Source organism: Caballeronia sp. LZ035 (assembly GCF_031451175.1).
Lineage (GTDB): Bacteria > Pseudomonadota > Gammaproteobacteria > Burkholderiales > Burkholderiaceae > Caballeronia.
Map to the genome: position 1 here is coordinate 513,319 of NZ_JARUXS010000003.1, position 14,268 is coordinate 527,586.

A 14,268-nucleotide genomic window follows, 5' to 3' on the forward strand; every position below is an offset into this window, starting at 1 on the left:
TCATTGTCGGCGATACGCGTCGCCGTACGCGGCATCGAACGCTGCGATAGCTTGAGGCTTACCATACAACAAAAGCGTCGCCCGGACGCTCATGGCAGGCGCTCTTGCCGCCTGTCGGGCGAGGCGGAAAAAATCAGGAGTAATTTCTACGTGGCATACGGCATGTGCGTTTGCCGAAACCCGCTCTCGCCCATTGCGAAAGAGCGGCGTTTGGCGTATCAGCCCGCCTCGCCCACTTCCTTCGGATCCGGTAGCTTGCCGCCCTTGTCGCCGCTTGGCTGCTCGGGTTCGTTCTTCAAGTCACGCTTTTGTTCTTCGGAAAGCCGCCGGTCCGCGACGTTCGGGTCGTCGGGTGTCTGCTTCGGCGGGGTCGGACGATCGTTCTCGCTGGTCATGATGTGCGCTCCCTGTCCTTTACGAGGTCGAATGCATGTTCACAGGGGCGCATGTCGCGTGCCAGCGCTGGCCTTAGGCCTTACGTCAGGACATTCCACAGCACGAGCGTGAGCACGAGCCCGACCACCGAGACGATGGTCTGCAACACCGACCACACGGCTACCGTGCGCTTGAGCGTGAGGCCGAAGTATTCGCGCACCATCCAGAAGCCCGCGTCATTGACGTGGCAGAAGAACACCGAGCCCGCGCCAATGGCGAGCGCCATCAGCGAGTTATGGGTCGCCGTGAGTCCGCTGACGACGGGCGCGACGATCCCCGCGGTGGTCGTCGTGGCGACGGTCGCCGAGCCGGTCGCCTGGCGCAGCGCGACGGCGATCAGCCACGCGAGCAAGATGAGCGGCAGGTGCGTGCCGACGGCAATCTTGCCGATGGTCACGCTGATGCCCGCGTTGACCAGCATCTGCTTGAGTCCGCCGCCGGCACCGATGGTCAGCAGCAGCGCAGCAATGGGCGGCAGGCTCTTGCGCAGAATGCCGCCGACGCGTTCGCGCGCCATGCCGCGCGACCAGCCCAGCATCACGATGGCGAACAGCACGGTCAGCGCAAGCGCGACGAGCGGCTCGCCGACGAAGTCGAGCATGTCGTACAGCAGCGTGTCCTTCGTGAGCGCAAGCTTGGCGATGGTGCGGCCGAGCATCATCACGACGGGCAGCAGAATGGTCACCAGCGAGATCGCGAAGCCTGGCGTCGCTGCGCCTTCCTCGCGGGCCGTGAAGAGCTGGCCGATTTCCTCGGGCGCCTCGATGTGGAGCCGCTTCGACAGCCAGATGCCGTAGACCGGGCCAGCAAGGACGACGGCAGGCAGCGCGACGATCAGGCCCAGGCCGAGCGTCAGTCCGAGGTCGGCATGCAGCGCGCTCACGGCGATCAGCGGGCCGGGGTGCGGCGGCAACAGCGCGTGCAGGGTGGTCATGCCGGCGAGCGCGGGAATCGCGATGCGCAGGATGGGTTGCCCGGAGCGGCGCGCCATGACGAAGATGATCGGCACCATCATCACGAGGCCGACTTCGAAGAACAGCGGCAGCCCGACGATGATCGCGACGAGCGCCATCATCCACGGCAGGCGGCGCGGCGTGGAATGGTCGAGCAGGGTGGTGACGAGCCTGTCGGCGGCGCCGGATTCCGCCATCAGCGCGCCGAGCATGGCGCCGAGCGCGATGATGATGCCGACGTCGCCAAGCAGCGCGCCCGCGCCCTTGCTGAACGCCTGCGCAATGGCCTCGAGCGGCTGATGCGCGGCGAAGCCTGCCGCGAACGTCCCGACCAGGATGGAGAGGAACGGCGCGAGCTTCAGGACGCTGATGGAAACGATGATGATCGCGAGGCCGAGCGCGCAGGCGATCAGGAGTTGGGTGTCGTGGGCGGACCAGGGGGCGAGGGTTGTCGTTGGGTTCACTGTGGTCTTGAGGTGGTTCTGGAGATGGCGCTTGAGATGACGCAGGCAGAGAGTACGTCGACGCCATTACGGTTTGCTTTCGCGGCGCAGGCCATGCCGCACTTCACGCCGGTCCCGGCCATGCCGGCGGACGGCGAAGTCGTGTCGTAATGGCGTTCTGTGCGGCATCGGTCAAAAAATCGGACCAATGACGCTGGCTTGCCGGTCAGTCAATACAGAGGTACACGCGTTGCCGTCCGGCATTTTGCACTTTGCGTTTTGCATGCGAGATGGCATTTTGCACTTTGTATTCGAGATGCCATTCGTTGGAGGAGGTCGGGCCAACGGGTCGTTCCGTTGCGCGTCCCGGCAGACAGCGCTTGCGCTACGATCCTGTATGGACATTTTTCAGAGGCTTGAACCCGCACGAACCCGGAGCCGACACCATGGATGACGCCACGCGCGAGTTCGATCGCCTGCGCCCGCGTTTGCAGGCCATCGCCTATCGCATGATGGGTTCGGTGGCGGAAGCCGAGGACATCGTCCAGGATGTCTGGCTGCGCTGGCACGCGGCTGCGCGCGAGGCCATCGAGAATGCGGAGGCGTGGCTGGTATCGGTCACGACGCGTCACTCGATCGACCGCCTGCGTGCCGCGAAGATCCAGCGCGAGCACTACACCGGTATCTGGCTTCCCGAGCCGCACATCACCGAGGCGCCTGCCACACCTGAAGAGATGACGGAACGGGCCGATGATGTCTCGGTCGCTTTCCTGATGCTGCTCGAACGCTTGACGCCGGAGGGGCGCGCCGCCTTTCTGCTGCGCGAGGTATTCGACGCCGACTATCCGGAGGTGGCGCGCGTCATCGGCAAGACGGAGGCCGCCTGCCGTCAGCTCGTGAGCCGCGCCAAGGTGCAATTGCGCGAGGAACGTCCGCCTCGTCCGGTGTCGCGCGAGCTGCATCGGCAAGTGCTGCTGGCCTTCGTGAGCGCGCTCGAACACGGCGACTTCGCGTCGATTCATGCAATGCTTGCCGACGAAGCCATGCTCATCGGCGACGGCGGCGGTCACGTACCGAGCTTCCCGGAGCCCATGCGAGGCGGTCGCCGCATCGCGCAGCTCTTCTATGCCACGGTTCTGCGCTACGGAAGCGATGTGCGCGTGGAACCCGTGATGCTCAACGGGCAATGGGCGTTGCTGCGGTTCATCGAAGGCAAACTCGAATCCGCGCAGTCGTTTGAAGTCGAGCAGGACCGCATCGTCGGCATTCTGGTGCAGCGCAACCCCGACAAGCTCGAACGGATCGTGGCCTGGCTGGACAGCCGTTGAGCCGCATCAGAGACGATTGATGCGCACCGGGCAACAGCGTGAGGCCTGGCGCAGGGCTACCGTCGCAAGCCGCGCAAACCTACGATGACCTCCATGCCGGTCCGCGCCCGCGACCGGCCGAACCCACCTGCATGGAGCCGTCATGTCGCAGCGCATCAACTATGTTCACCAGTCTCCCCAGCTCTTCAAGAAGTTTTATGAATTCAGCAATGCCGTCGCGGAATGCGCGATCGAGCAGACCGTCCGCGATCTCGTCTCGCTGCGCGCATCGCAGATGAACGGTTGCGGCTTTTGCGTCGACATGCATGTGAAGGAAGCCAAGATTCATGGCGAGCGCGAGCTGCGCACCCATCATGTGGCAATCTGGCGCGAGTCCCCCTTGTTCTCGCCGCGTGAACGCGCCGCACTGGCCTGGACCGAAGTCCTGACACGTGTCCCGGAGCACGGCGTGCCCGACGAGCTGTATCAGCGCGTGCGTGAGCAATTCAACGAAAAGGAATTGTCCGACCTGACCTACGCCATCATGGCGATCAACGGCTGGAACCGCGCCAACATCGCGTTTCAGACCGTGCCGGGCTCGTCGGACAAGGTGTTCGGCCTCGAGAAGGCAAACCTGTCCTGAACCCTCGGGCGCCGTCCTCTTACCCACGGAGAATCATCATGCAGAACATCAGACGCATGGGACTGGCGCTCGCACTCGGCAGCGCGGCGCTCGTTGCACAAGCAGCGCGGGCCGCGCCCGAAGCCGTCGTCACCGAGCTCATGACGAAGCCGCTGCCGGACTATCCCGGCAAGGAAGCGTTGATGATCAACGTGGAATATCCGCCGGGCGCGGTGGACCCGGTGCATCGTCACGATGCGCACGCGTTCGTCTATGTCGTCGAAGGGTCGATCGTGATGCAGGTCAAAGGCGGCAAGCAAGTGACGCTCAAGCCGGGCGATACCTTCTATGAAGGTCCGGACGATATTCACACGGTCGGCCGCAACGCCAGCAAGACGAAGCCCGCGAAGTTCATCGTGCTGTTGCTCAAGGACAAGGGCAAGCCGGTACTGACACCAGTGAAGTAATGCCGGAAACAGGCGCAAAAGCAGGCGCGAAAATATTTTCAACCGGCGATGTCACAAACCGGGCGGCGCAAACGTCTTGTGAGTCAGAGCCACTCCGTTTAGCGCCGCCATGCCACTGGACCTCGTTTCCCATTCCGACGATTCGCTCGCCTATAGCTTCAGCACGAGTTATGCGGGCGTCGTTTCGTTTCTGGCCGTCGCCAATGAAGGCAGCTTCGCGAAAGCGAGCGATCGCCTGGGCATCGGCCGTTCCGCCGTCAGCCGCAACGTGCAGAAACTCGAAGCGCAACTCGACGCGCGCCTGTTCCTGCGCACCACGCGCAGCACGTCGCTGACGCGCGAAGGCGAACTCTTCTACAAGAACTGCCAGCCGGGCGTCGAGCGTATCGTGCAGGCGCTCGAAGACATGCGCGAATTGCGCCACGGACCGCCGCGCGGACACCTGCGCATCGCCTCGACATCGGGCTTCGGCCGCAAGGTCGTCGCGCCGTTGCTGCCGGGCTTCAATGCGCGCTATCCGGACATCGCGCTGGAACTGCTGCTGAACGACGCGCCATGCGACTTCACCGCGGACCGTGTGGATGTCGCGTTCCGCGACGGCCATATCGACGATTGCGAGGTCGTCGCGAAGCAGCTCATACCGATGCAGATGATTGTCTGCACGTCACCCGGCTATGCACGCGAGCATGGGCTGCCGCGCGGCGTCGAGCAACTGGAGCGGCATCGCTGCATCAGCTTGCGTACGTCGTCCGGACGCATCGCCGAATGGGAATTCAAGGTCAATGGCGTGCCGCACAAGATGTTGCCCCATGCGCGGCAGATTTTCAACGATATCGATCTGATGCTCCAGGCCGTGATGGACGGACAAGGCATCGCGCAACTGCCGGCCTATCTTGTGTGCGATGCGTTGAAGACCGGCCGGTTGCTCATGTGTCTCGCCCAGTACGCGCCGGAAGATGGCGGCCACTACCTGTGCTATCTCAGCCGCAAGCAACTTCCCACGCGTGTGCGCGTGTTCGTCGACTATATGACGGAGCACACGCGCGCACTCGACCTGCATTGCCTGACGACCACGATCAGCAACGCATTGCAACCGTTGAGCCGCGCGGATTGATGCATCGAGGGCAACACCGTGCTTCTACGGACGCGACTACCGGACGCACGACGGCATGCATACGATGCATGCTGGACCGACGTCGCGCATGCGCATCGAAGAGACCATCATGGCATCACTCACTCCGCCTTCCGCGACTCTGCTCGACAAGTATCAGGGCCAGGATACGCACACCCTCTACTCGACGACCGTGACCATTACCGGCGGCGACGCGGGCCATGGCCGTGCTTCAGGCAAGGCCCGCTCCGAGGACGGCAATCTCGATCTCGATCTGCGGCTCCCCGAGTCGCTGGGCGGGGCCGGCGGCGGCACGAACCCGGAGCAGTTGTTCGCAGCCGCGTATGCCGCGTGCTTCCATGGTGCGCTCACGCTGCTCGCGAACCGTGCGGGCATCGATGCCGCGCATGCAGCCGTGTCCGTCACGGTGAACTTCGCGCGCGATCCGGTGGATGGCCTCTTCGTGCTCACCGCGCACACCCAGGTACAGCTTCCCGGCGTGGAGCGGCCGGTCGCCGAGGAACTCGTGCGCAATACGGAGCGCTTCTGCCCGTACACGAAGATGGCCCGCAAGGGCATCGTCAATGTCGTTGCGCTTGCGGGAAGTGCGGACCAAGCGTAACGAGGGTTGCCACCCGCGATCAGGCGTTCTATGCTTCGCCGTGCTGCCGAACGAACCCATAATCAGAACGCGCTGCCCGAGCGAGACCAGTCCGGTTCAATATCCTTCGAGGGAGGGAGCATGATCGCACTGTCATCGCATCGCGCGGTTCCTGACGTGTCATTGCGTGAACCCGTGAAGACACGGCGAGCCGGCACAGGGCGAATGCTCGGCGTCTGGCTGTTCCTGAGCATCGCCGCGAGTGCGGCCCATGCCGACGCCACCAGCGGCTATGTGTTGCCCCCGCCGCCGAGCGAGCTTTATGGCGACCTCTTCGTCGCGGTGCAGACGCAAGGCGTCTATCCAGACCAGAAGACCTTCGTCGACGCGATCCCGAAGATGGACCCCGCGCAGATCCTGCAGGCCTATCACACGCAGATGTCCGCACCAGGATTCGACCTGAAGGCGTTCGTCGCGCAATACTTCACGCCGCCCACGGACCAGAGCATTACGCCGCCAGCGGGGCAGTCGCTGCGCGATCATATCGACTGGCTCTGGCCGCAACTCACGCGCCTGACAACGACAGCGAACGTCCCGCCGAACAGTTCGCTGATCCCGCTGCCCAAGTCGTATGTCGTGCCGGGCGGGCGTTTCCGCGAGGGTTACTACTGGGACACCTATTTCACGATGCTGGGCTTGCAGGAAGCGGGCCGCGAAGATCTGGTCGACGACATGCTGGATAACTTCGCGTATCTGATCGACACGATCGGTCATATTCCCAACGGCAATCGCACTTATTACGTGAGCCGTTCGCAGCCGCCGTTCTTCTCGTACATGGTGGAGCTCGCCGCGCAGAAGGAGGGCGGGCGCGTGTATCAGAAGTATTTGCCGCAGTTGCGCCGCGAGCATGAGTACTGGATGAAAGGCGCGCGTTCGCTGCAACCCGGCGAAGCGAAACGCAATGTCGTGATGCTGCCCGACCGCACGGTGCTTAACCGCTACTGGGACGAACGCGACACGCCGCGCGACGAGTCCTACCTGGAGGACGTGACCACCGCCAAGCAGGCGAGCAGTCGTCCGCCCAATGAAGTCTATCGGGACCTGCGGGCGGCGGCCGAGAGCGGCTGGGACTTCAGCTCGCGCTGGTTCGGCGACAACATGACGCTTGCAACCATCCGCACGACCTCCATCCTTCCCGTCGATCTCAACAGCCTGATGTTCCACCTCGAAACGACGATTGCCACTGGCTGCGGCGAGGTGCGCGATTTTGGATGCGTCGGCGAATACATCGGCCGCGCGGCGAAGCGGGCGATCGCCATCAACAAATATTTGTGGAACGACAACGGCTATTACGGCGATTATGACTGGAGGCTCGGACAGCCACGCAACAATCCGTCGGCGGCCATGCTCTATCCATTGTTCGCGGGCGCCGCATGGCCGGATCGCGCGCAGAAGACAGCGCATACCGTCGCCACGACCCTGCTCAAGCCGGGCGGCCTCACGACCACGACCTTCAATACGTCACAGCAATGGGATGCGCCGAACGGCTGGGCGCCCTTGCACTGGATAGCCGTGCAAGGGCTCAAGCGCTATGGGCGCGGTGATCTGGCGCGGCCTATCGGCACGCGCTTCCTCGCGGACGTGAACAACGTCTACTCGATGCAGCAGAAGCTCGTCGAGAAGTATGTCGTCGAAGGTGAGGGCACGGGCGGCGGTGGAGGCGGCGAATATCCGTTGCAGGACGGCTTCGGCTGGACCAACGGCGTGACCCTCAAGTTCCTCGACCTCTACGCGCCAGGGCAATGACGCGATCGACGGGACCCGTCAGCCCGGCCCGGCCTGCTTTTGCCGGCGATACGCCTGCACCGGCAGGCCGCCCACGCCCCAGTTGTCCATGTCCACTTCCTCGATCACGACAAAGGTGGCGTCCAGCGGCTTGTTCAACACGTCGAGCAGCAACTGGCTCACGCCTTGAATGAGCCGCGCTTTTTCATCGGCGGTGACGGCGGTCGTCCCCGGCGTATTGCCTTCGCGCGTCACTTGAATGGTTACGATCGGCATGGGTGGCTCCTTTTGAACAACGGTGGCATGCGTGGTTGTTAATGTCCCGCGCTCTGGCCGCCATCGACGTGGAGAATCTCTCCGGTCACGAACGGCGCGTTGTCGAGATAAAGCACCGCCCCAGCGATGTCGCTCATTTCGCCCATGTGTCCCATCGGATGCAGCTTGCCGAGCGCTTCGTGCGTCTCGGGTGCGTGCATGGGCGACTTGATGATGCCGGGCGACACCGCGTTCGCACGAATGCCGGCCTTCGCATATTCAATGGCAAGCGACTTGGTCGCGGCATTCAGGCCGCCCTTGGTCAGCGAGGCGAGCACCGAGGGCACGCCGTTCACCGCGTGATCGACGAGGCTGGTCGTGATGTTGAGTACATGCCCGCTATGGTTCTTCTCCATCTGTTCGATGGCAAGCTGCGTGATATGGAAGAAGCCATTGAGATTCACGTTCAGCATCGCCGCGTAATCTTCCAGCGTGTATTGCGTGAAGGGCTTGGCGATGAAGATGCCGGCGTTGTTGATCAGCGTATCGACGCGGCCGAAGTTCTCGATCGCCGCATCCACTACGCGCCGAGCGGTGGCGCGTTCGCCGATGTCGCCCGCCACGGCAATGATGTTGGGATCGTCGGCTTGCTGGATGGAACGTGCTGTGGCGACCACGGCATGACCTTGCGCTCGGAATGCCTTGACGATTTCTGCGCCGATGCCTTGCGACGCACCCGTGACGATAACGACTTTTTGCGTATTGCTCATAATGAACCTCGATAAGAGAACTGGGGCCTGTTGCGGATCGGACCGTTGGCTCCGATGGCTTGTAATTTAGGCGCTTCGAGGTTCGTTGCGTACACACGCGATGGACTTTCAGTCTTGCGTGGCAGGAACAAATGGTCCGGCATGACCGTTCTTTCAAACTCTCAAAAGGGAGCATTCCGGTGAGCTTGTCCCAGGTGAAGGCTTTCGTTTTCGATGTATTCGGTACCGTGGTGGACTGGCGCGGCGGCGTGACGCGCGAGGCCGATGCATTCCTTCAGCGCTACGGGCCGCCAGGCACGCGGCCTGAAGTCTTCGCCGATGCCTGGCGCAGCCGCTACGTGCCCGCCATGCGCCGGGTGATCGGCGGGGAGCGGCCGTTCGTCCGGCTGGACGTGCTGCATCGCGAGAATCTGGTGGACTTGCTGCCTGAGTTTGGCATCGATGCGAACGCGGTCCCGGCCGACGCGCTGGATGATCTCAATCTCGCGTGGCATCGTCTCGATCCATGGCCGGATTCGGTGCCGGGTTTGCAGCGCCTGAAGGCGCGCCATATCATCGCGCCGCTTTCAAACGGCAATATCAGGTTGATGGTGGACATGGCGAAGCGCGCCGGCCTGCCGTGGGATGCGATCCTCGGTGCTGAAATCGCGCGGATCTACAAACCGGCGCCCGAGGCTTATTTGCGTACGGCTGAAGTGTTGATGCTGCCGCCCGACGAGGTCTGTCTTGTCGCGGCGCACAACAACGATCTTGCGGCAGCGAGACAATGTGGGCTGAAGACGGCGTTCATCGCCCGGCCGCTGGAGCATGGTCCCGGTCAGACAAGCGACCTGAAAGCCGAAAGCGACTGGGATGCTGTCGTAAAGGACATGAACGAACTGGCCGATGCCGTCGGCGCATGAGCGCGGCAGACATCGGCCAGATAGCGAGGCTCAACGATGAATCAGGCTGCGCCTTCGACGATGCGGAAATCACGCACCACGGCGTCGCCGAGCACGCGCAGCGCTTCCTTGTAGGTATCGCTGTTGTAGGCGGCCATGGCGGCTTCAAGCGAATCGTACTCGACGACGACCGTGCGTTCGAGCGCGCCTTCGCCTTGCGCCAGGGCCGCAACGCCGCGAACCAGCGGACGGCCGCCGCCTTCCTTGATGGCCTGCGTGGCGAGCTTCGCGTATTCCGCAGCCTGCTCGGGCTTCATGATCGTCTTGTACACGCTGACCCAATAACCTTTTGCCATCTGTATCTCCGTGGTTTGAACGGCGCGCGGGCGCCGCGAGGCGGACGCCATGCGTCAAGCGCGCGGGCGTCCGGTTGCGGCGGCCAGCATAGCAAATAATCGCGGGTGGTCAATCAGCGGCGTACTTGCGGTCGAGTTCGTCGAAGAGCGGTTTGTTCACGAGCCTTTGACGCTCCGCAAACGGGGCGACGACGGCGGGATCTTCGTCGAGACGGCCTTGCGACTTCAATGCGCCCAGCGCGCTCTGCATGCCGCGCACCGCACCTTGCAATGCCGCATTCGCATACAGCACGAGGCTGAAGCCGAGTTGCTGCAGATCTGCGCGGTCCGTCACCGGCGTCTTGCCGCCGATCACGATGTTGATCAACTGCGGTGCGTCGAGCAGCTTGGGCAGCGACGCGATCTGCTCCGGCGTTTCGATCGCCTCGACGAAGAGAATGTCGGCGCCCGCTTCAACGAAGGCGCGCGCACGCTCGATTGCCGCATCGAAACCTTCGACGGCGCAGGCATCGGTGCGGGCAATGATCTGGAAGTTTTCGTCCTCGCGCGCATCCACCGCAGCGTGGATCTTGCCGACCATTTCGCTCGTCGACACGACGGCCTTGCCCGCGAAATGCCCGCATTTCTTCGGCATCACCTGATCTTCGAGCTGGATGGCATCGGCGCCCGCGCGTTCGAGCGTGCGCACCGTATGGCGCACGTTGAGGGCGTTGCCGAAACCGGTGTCGGCATCGACGAGGAGCGGCAGATCGACGGCATCGCGAATGCGCGCCGTGTGTTCAGCAATTTCCGCGAGACCGACAAAGCCGAGATCCGGCATGCCGAGCGACATGTTCGTGACGCCCGCGCCCGTGATGTAGATCGCTTCGAATCCCAGGTCCGCCACGACGCGCGCGCTCATTGCGTTGAAGGCGCCGGGCAGCAGCAGCCCGCGCCGTGCCGCGACCAGTTCGCGGAAGGCGGCGCGGCGGCGGGAAGAAGATAGTGTCATGGCCAGGTTCCGAAAAAAAGTGGAATGGGGCGTCTCGATGCGCCCGGCGTTTGCCATGCTAACGCGGGCGTCGCCTCCGTGCTCGACGTCGCTCGTATTAATCGAAACGAAACAGCGTGCGCGCCGAGTCGCGCATGACCGCCGTGCGCTGCGCAGTGTCCGGAATCCAGTGTTCCAGCGCGGCGCGCGCGTCATCGTAATCGATCAGGCTGCGATGCTGCGTATGCGGCCAGTCGCTGCCCCACACGAGCCGCTCGGGCCCGAAGGCATCGAGCAAGGCGGCGGCAAGCGTCTGGCCGAGCGCCATGCCGTTCTCACCCATGACATTGCGATAGGCGGCCGATAACTTCACCCATACCTTGCCGCTCGATGCTGTCGTCAGGAGATAGCGGAAGCCCGGATCGGCGGCGCCATGCGCGGGGTCGGGACGGCCGAAATGATCGATCACCACGGTGCAGTGCTGGTCGAGCAGCGGCGTGATGAGTCGCTGTAGATCGATCGCATTGCGATGGATCTCGACATGCCAGCCCAGTGCGTTGACGCGTTCGAACAGGCCGCGCCAGTGCGCCGCCCGCACATCCGGCAATGGCAGTCCGATCAGATTCAAGCGCATGCCCACGACGCCCTGTTCGGCAAGGCGATGCAACGCAGCGTCGCTGATCGCGGGATCGATGACGGCCACGCCGCGAAAACGCTGCGGATAGCGTTGCAGCACATCGAGAAAAAAGGAATTGTCCGTGCCGAGAAAACTGGGCTGAACGAGCACGCCATGTGAGACGCCGTGGGCGCGCAAGTGCGTCGCGTAGGCATCGAGGGTCGCGTCATAGTCGGGTGCATGACGGCGATGCGGGGCGAGCGGCAGGCCGCGCACGAAGACGTGCGCATGACTATCGATGGCTTCGATGGGAGCGCGCATTGCTTCGAGCCATTGCTCGTTTCTGATGTCGAGTAATTGCGTCATGGCGTGTCAGACATGGTTGGGCGAACGTTCGCGCGACGCGCCTTGTGCAGCCTCCGTGGCGATGCGGCGGCCTCGGGTCTCTGGCAGCAGCAACGCGGCAATGACCACGAGTCCATAGGCGATGCCCGCATCGATGCCGAGTGCCTGCCCGATCGGCATCGAGTTGCCCATGTGTCCGACGAGCACCGGAAACACGGCGGAGACCACGCGTCCGAAGTTGTAGCAGAAGCCCACGCCCGTGCCGCGCACGCCTTGCGGATACAGCTCGTTGAACAGAGCACCCAGCGTGGCTGGAATGCCGGCGGAGAACAGCCCGAGCGGAAAGCTCAGGATCAGCATCGCGAGATCGCCGATGGGCAGGAACACATAGACGTTGACCGTGATGGCGCAGCAGATCGCGAAAAAGATCACATTCCTGCGGCGGCCGATCTTGTCCTGCAGCCACGCGCTGACGAAGCAGCCGACGATGAACGCCGAGATCACCACGGCGAGATAGCCTCCCGTGCCGAGCACGGACAGATGGCGTTCCGTTTTCAGATAGGTGGGCAGCCATGTGGTGATCGCGTGATAGCCGCCATGCGCGCCCAGGCCGATCAACCCTCCGACGATCGTCGTGCGCAGCACCGATGGATGAAAGATGCCGGCGAGGATCTCGAGGATGCCTTGCGGGCGAACCTCGCCCGTGTCGACAGACGGCGCGGCGCGGGGCGGCTCGACGATGTTGCGCCGCATGTAGATCACGAGCAGCGCGGGGATCAGGCCGATCGCGAACAAGACGCGCCAGGCCCATTCCGGCGAGACCCACGAGAACACGATCATGTAGAGCAGGACCGCGCCCGCCCAGCCGAAGCCCCAGGCGCTCTGCACGATGCCCATTGCCTTGCCGCGATGTTCCGCGCGAATCGTTTCGCCGAGCAATACCGCGCCGGCCGTCCATTCGCCGCCGAAGCCGAGTCCTTGAAGGGACTTGAGGACGAGCAACTGCTCGAAGTTTTGCGCGAAGGCGCTCAGGAAAGTGAATACAGAAAACCACAGCACCGTGACTTGCAGCGCCTTGACGCGGCCGATGCGGTCCGACAGCACGCCCGCCATCAGGCCGCCGAGCGCGCCCGCGACGAGCGTCGCCCCGCCGATCAGGCCCGCATGGCCCTTGCCGATCCCCCAGGTCGCGATGAGTGTCGGAATGACGAGGCTGAAGACCTGCGTGTCGACGCCGTCCAGCGCCCAGCCGGCGAAGCATCCCCACAGCGTGCGCTTTTCGGCTGTGGACACCTCTTGGTACCAGTTCATGTCTCGTCTCCTGCGCGGATTCGCGTCCGCCTTTTGTATCAATGAATGCAGTGTGCCCGTGCATTCTAAAAACCAATGTCCGCCTCGCATACTATGGATCTGTTCGTTTTTCATATCATTTTGATATGCTTGCACCATGGAGACTCGCAACCTCAAATACTTTCTTGCCATCGCCGATGCGGGCAGCGTGACGCGTGCGGCCGAAGTGCTCGACATTGCGCAGCCCGCGTTGAGTCAGGCCCTGTCGCGTATGGAGCGGGATCTGGGCGTCAAGCTGTTTTCACGCACGCGGCGCGGCGCGCAGTTGACGCCGGCAGGGGAAGCCATCGTCGAAGATGTGCGTCTGAGCGTGGCGCGCATCGCGGCCGCGTCGCATCGCGCCAGGGAGATCGGCGCGCAGCGCGGCGGCCGCCTGGCCATCGGCTTTGCCTCCGCCGCGCTGTTCAGTCTTCTGCCGCGCGCCATTGCCGCGCTGCGCGCCGAAGTGCCCCATGTCGAGTTGATGCTCAAGGAGATGAGCAACGCGGAACAGGCCAGCGCACTGGAGAAAGGGTCGATTGATATTGGTCTTTTGCATACACCGGTTGCGGTCGGCGGGCGGATGCGCGAAAAGTTGATCGTCCGCGAGCGGCTGCTCGCCGTGCTGCCGCAATCTTTCCGTACCGGCGAGGACGGCAAGGTCGGCCTCAAGGACCTTTCTGACGCCGGTCTCGTGTGGTTTCCAGGCGATCAATTGCCCGTCGTGCGCGCTGGTATTTTGAGTGCATTTCGCCAGGCTGGCTGCGAGGCGAATGTCGTGCAGGACGCGAACCGCTCGTTGACCGTGCTCGCTTGCGTCGCGGCGGGATGCGGTGCATCGTTGCTGCCGCAGTCGGTGACGGCGCTGCAATTCGCGGGCGTGCGCTTTTGCGACGTGCGCGACGGAGACAATCTGCCGCCTTTCGAGCTGAGTGCAATCTGGCCGATGCGTTCGCGCCCCACGCTGGCCGACCGCTTCGCCGCGCTGCTCGAAGGATGAATTCAATTCAAAGCGACAATGA

At 63.4% G+C, this 14,268-nt stretch carries 16 protein-coding genes; 8 read left to right on the top strand and 8 right to left on the bottom strand.

Annotation, left to right across the window (positions count from 1 at the left end; translation table 11 throughout):
* Positions 1–218: 218 nt before the first annotated feature.
* Together QCE88_RS25245 and QCE88_RS25250 are read right to left on the bottom strand one after the other, a co-directional pair.
* Positions 219–395, bottom strand: a complete 177-nt coding sequence (locus QCE88_RS25245; protein ID WP_309907443.1) for a hypothetical protein — start codon at positions 393–395, stop codon at positions 219–221.
* An 80-nt stretch (positions 396–475) separates the two neighbouring features.
* A complete protein-coding gene (locus tag QCE88_RS25250) occupies positions 476–1,852 on the bottom strand; it encodes a gluconate:H+ symporter (protein WP_309907445.1) in 1,377 nt (458 codons plus the stop codon).
* Between the two features lie 425 nt (positions 1,853–2,277).
* On the opposite strand from QCE88_RS25250, the gene QCE88_RS25255 reads away from it, so the two are divergent.
* From QCE88_RS25255 to treA, 6 genes are all read left to right on the top strand, one after another.
* Complete coding sequence (locus QCE88_RS25255) at positions 2,278–3,159, top strand: RNA polymerase sigma-70 factor (RefSeq protein WP_309907447.1); 882 nt, start codon at positions 2,278–2,280, stop codon at positions 3,157–3,159.
* Positions 3,160–3,301: 142 nt separating this feature from the next.
* A complete protein-coding gene (locus QCE88_RS25260; RefSeq protein WP_309907449.1) occupies positions 3,302–3,781 on the top strand; it encodes a carboxymuconolactone decarboxylase family protein in 480 nt (159 codons plus the stop codon).
* A 38-nt stretch (positions 3,782–3,819) separates the two neighbouring features.
* Positions 3,820–4,227: a cupin domain-containing protein gene (locus QCE88_RS25265; protein WP_309907451.1), complete on the top strand. Its 408-nt coding sequence runs from the start codon at positions 3,820–3,822 to the stop codon at positions 4,225–4,227.
* Between the two features lie 109 nt (positions 4,228–4,336).
* A complete protein-coding gene (locus QCE88_RS25270; RefSeq protein WP_309907453.1) occupies positions 4,337–5,341 on the top strand; it encodes a LysR family transcriptional regulator in 1,005 nt (334 codons plus the stop codon).
* A gap of 109 nt (positions 5,342–5,450) precedes the next feature.
* Positions 5,451–5,960 carry an Ohr family peroxiredoxin gene (locus QCE88_RS25275; RefSeq protein ID WP_309907455.1) on the top strand — a complete coding sequence of 170 codons (510 nt, stop codon included), beginning with the start codon at positions 5,451–5,453 and terminating at the stop codon, positions 5,958–5,960.
* Positions 5,961–6,080: 120 nt separating this feature from the next.
* Entirely contained in the window at positions 6,081–7,745 is a 1,665-nt protein-coding gene (treA, locus tag QCE88_RS25280; protein WP_309907457.1) for an alpha,alpha-trehalase TreA, read from the top strand.
* Positions 7,746–7,763: 18 nt separating this feature from the next.
* Here treA and QCE88_RS25285 read toward each other — a convergent pair whose 3' ends face one another.
* The gene (locus QCE88_RS25285) at positions 7,764–8,000 is read right to left on the bottom strand and encodes a 4-oxalocrotonate tautomerase family protein (protein ID WP_309907459.1); all 237 of its coding nucleotides are present in this window, start codon (positions 7,998–8,000) and stop codon (positions 7,764–7,766) included.
* A 38-nt stretch (positions 8,001–8,038) separates the two neighbouring features.
* Positions 8,039–8,749, bottom strand: a complete 711-nt coding sequence (locus tag QCE88_RS25290; protein ID WP_309907461.1) for an SDR family oxidoreductase — start codon at positions 8,747–8,749, stop codon at positions 8,039–8,041.
* 179 nt (positions 8,750–8,928) lie between these two features.
* Between QCE88_RS25290 and QCE88_RS25295 the strand changes: the two genes are divergently transcribed.
* Complete coding sequence (locus tag QCE88_RS25295) at positions 8,929–9,651, top strand: haloacid dehalogenase type II (RefSeq protein ID WP_309907463.1); 723 nt, start codon at positions 8,929–8,931, stop codon at positions 9,649–9,651.
* A gap of 41 nt (positions 9,652–9,692) precedes the next feature.
* On the opposite strand, the gene QCE88_RS25300 is transcribed toward QCE88_RS25295, so the two are convergent.
* The 4 genes from QCE88_RS25300 to QCE88_RS25315 form a co-directional block, all read right to left on the bottom strand.
* Positions 9,693–9,986 (bottom strand): DUF1330 domain-containing protein, encoded by a 294-nt coding sequence (locus tag QCE88_RS25300; RefSeq protein ID WP_309815970.1) that lies wholly within the window; start codon positions 9,984–9,986, stop codon positions 9,693–9,695.
* Between the two features lie 109 nt (positions 9,987–10,095).
* On the bottom strand, positions 10,096–10,977 hold the full coding sequence (locus QCE88_RS25305) for an oxaloacetate decarboxylase (RefSeq protein ID WP_309907465.1): 882 nt from the start codon (positions 10,975–10,977) through the stop codon (positions 10,096–10,098).
* A 97-nt stretch (positions 10,978–11,074) separates the two neighbouring features.
* Positions 11,075–11,938, bottom strand: a complete 864-nt coding sequence (locus QCE88_RS25310) for an amidohydrolase family protein (protein WP_309907466.1) — start codon at positions 11,936–11,938, stop codon at positions 11,075–11,077.
* Between the two features lie 6 nt (positions 11,939–11,944).
* Positions 11,945–13,228 (bottom strand): MFS transporter, encoded by a 1,284-nt coding sequence (locus QCE88_RS25315; RefSeq protein WP_309907468.1) that lies wholly within the window; start codon positions 13,226–13,228, stop codon positions 11,945–11,947.
* 136 nt (positions 13,229–13,364) lie between these two features.
* Here QCE88_RS25315 and QCE88_RS25320 point away from each other — a divergent pair, with 136 nt between their 5' ends.
* Positions 13,365–14,246, top strand: coding sequence for a LysR family transcriptional regulator (locus tag QCE88_RS25320; RefSeq protein WP_309907470.1), 882 nt, complete (start codon positions 13,365–13,367; stop codon positions 14,244–14,246).
* Positions 14,247–14,268: the final 22 nt, after the last annotated feature.

Excerpts from the sequence above, each read along its gene's own strand:
- QCE88_RS25245 (WP_309907443.1), bottom strand. The coding sequence starts at position 395 with ATGACCAGCGAGAACGATCGTCCGACCCCGCCGAAGCAGACACCCGAC.
- QCE88_RS25255 (WP_309907447.1), top strand. The coding sequence starts at position 2,278 with ATGGATGACGCCACGCGCGAGTTCGATCGCCTGCGCCCGCGTTTGCAG.
- QCE88_RS25260 (WP_309907449.1), top strand. The coding sequence starts at position 3,302 with ATGTCGCAGCGCATCAACTATGTTCACCAGTCTCCCCAGCTCTTCAAG.
- QCE88_RS25265 (WP_309907451.1), top strand. The coding sequence starts at position 3,820 with ATGCAGAACATCAGACGCATGGGACTGGCGCTCGCACTCGGCAGCGCG.
- QCE88_RS25270 (WP_309907453.1), top strand. The coding sequence starts at position 4,337 with ATGCCACTGGACCTCGTTTCCCATTCCGACGATTCGCTCGCCTATAGC.
- QCE88_RS25275 (WP_309907455.1), top strand. The coding sequence starts at position 5,451 with ATGGCATCACTCACTCCGCCTTCCGCGACTCTGCTCGACAAGTATCAG.
- treA (WP_309907457.1), top strand. The coding sequence starts at position 6,081 with ATGATCGCACTGTCATCGCATCGCGCGGTTCCTGACGTGTCATTGCGT.
- QCE88_RS25285 (WP_309907459.1), bottom strand. The coding sequence starts at position 8,000 with ATGCCGATCGTAACCATTCAAGTGACGCGCGAAGGCAATACGCCGGGG.
- QCE88_RS25290 (WP_309907461.1), bottom strand. The coding sequence starts at position 8,749 with ATGAGCAATACGCAAAAAGTCGTTATCGTCACGGGTGCGTCGCAAGGC.
- QCE88_RS25300 (WP_309815970.1), bottom strand. The coding sequence starts at position 9,986 with ATGGCAAAAGGTTATTGGGTCAGCGTGTACAAGACGATCATGAAGCCC.
- QCE88_RS25305 (WP_309907465.1), bottom strand. The coding sequence starts at position 10,977 with ATGACACTATCTTCTTCCCGCCGCCGCGCCGCCTTCCGCGAACTGGTC.
- QCE88_RS25310 (WP_309907466.1), bottom strand. The coding sequence starts at position 11,938 with ATGACGCAATTACTCGACATCAGAAACGAGCAATGGCTCGAAGCAATG.
- QCE88_RS25315 (WP_309907468.1), bottom strand. The coding sequence starts at position 13,228 with ATGAACTGGTACCAAGAGGTGTCCACAGCCGAAAAGCGCACGCTGTGG.
- QCE88_RS25320 (WP_309907470.1), top strand. The coding sequence starts at position 13,365 with ATGGAGACTCGCAACCTCAAATACTTTCTTGCCATCGCCGATGCGGGC.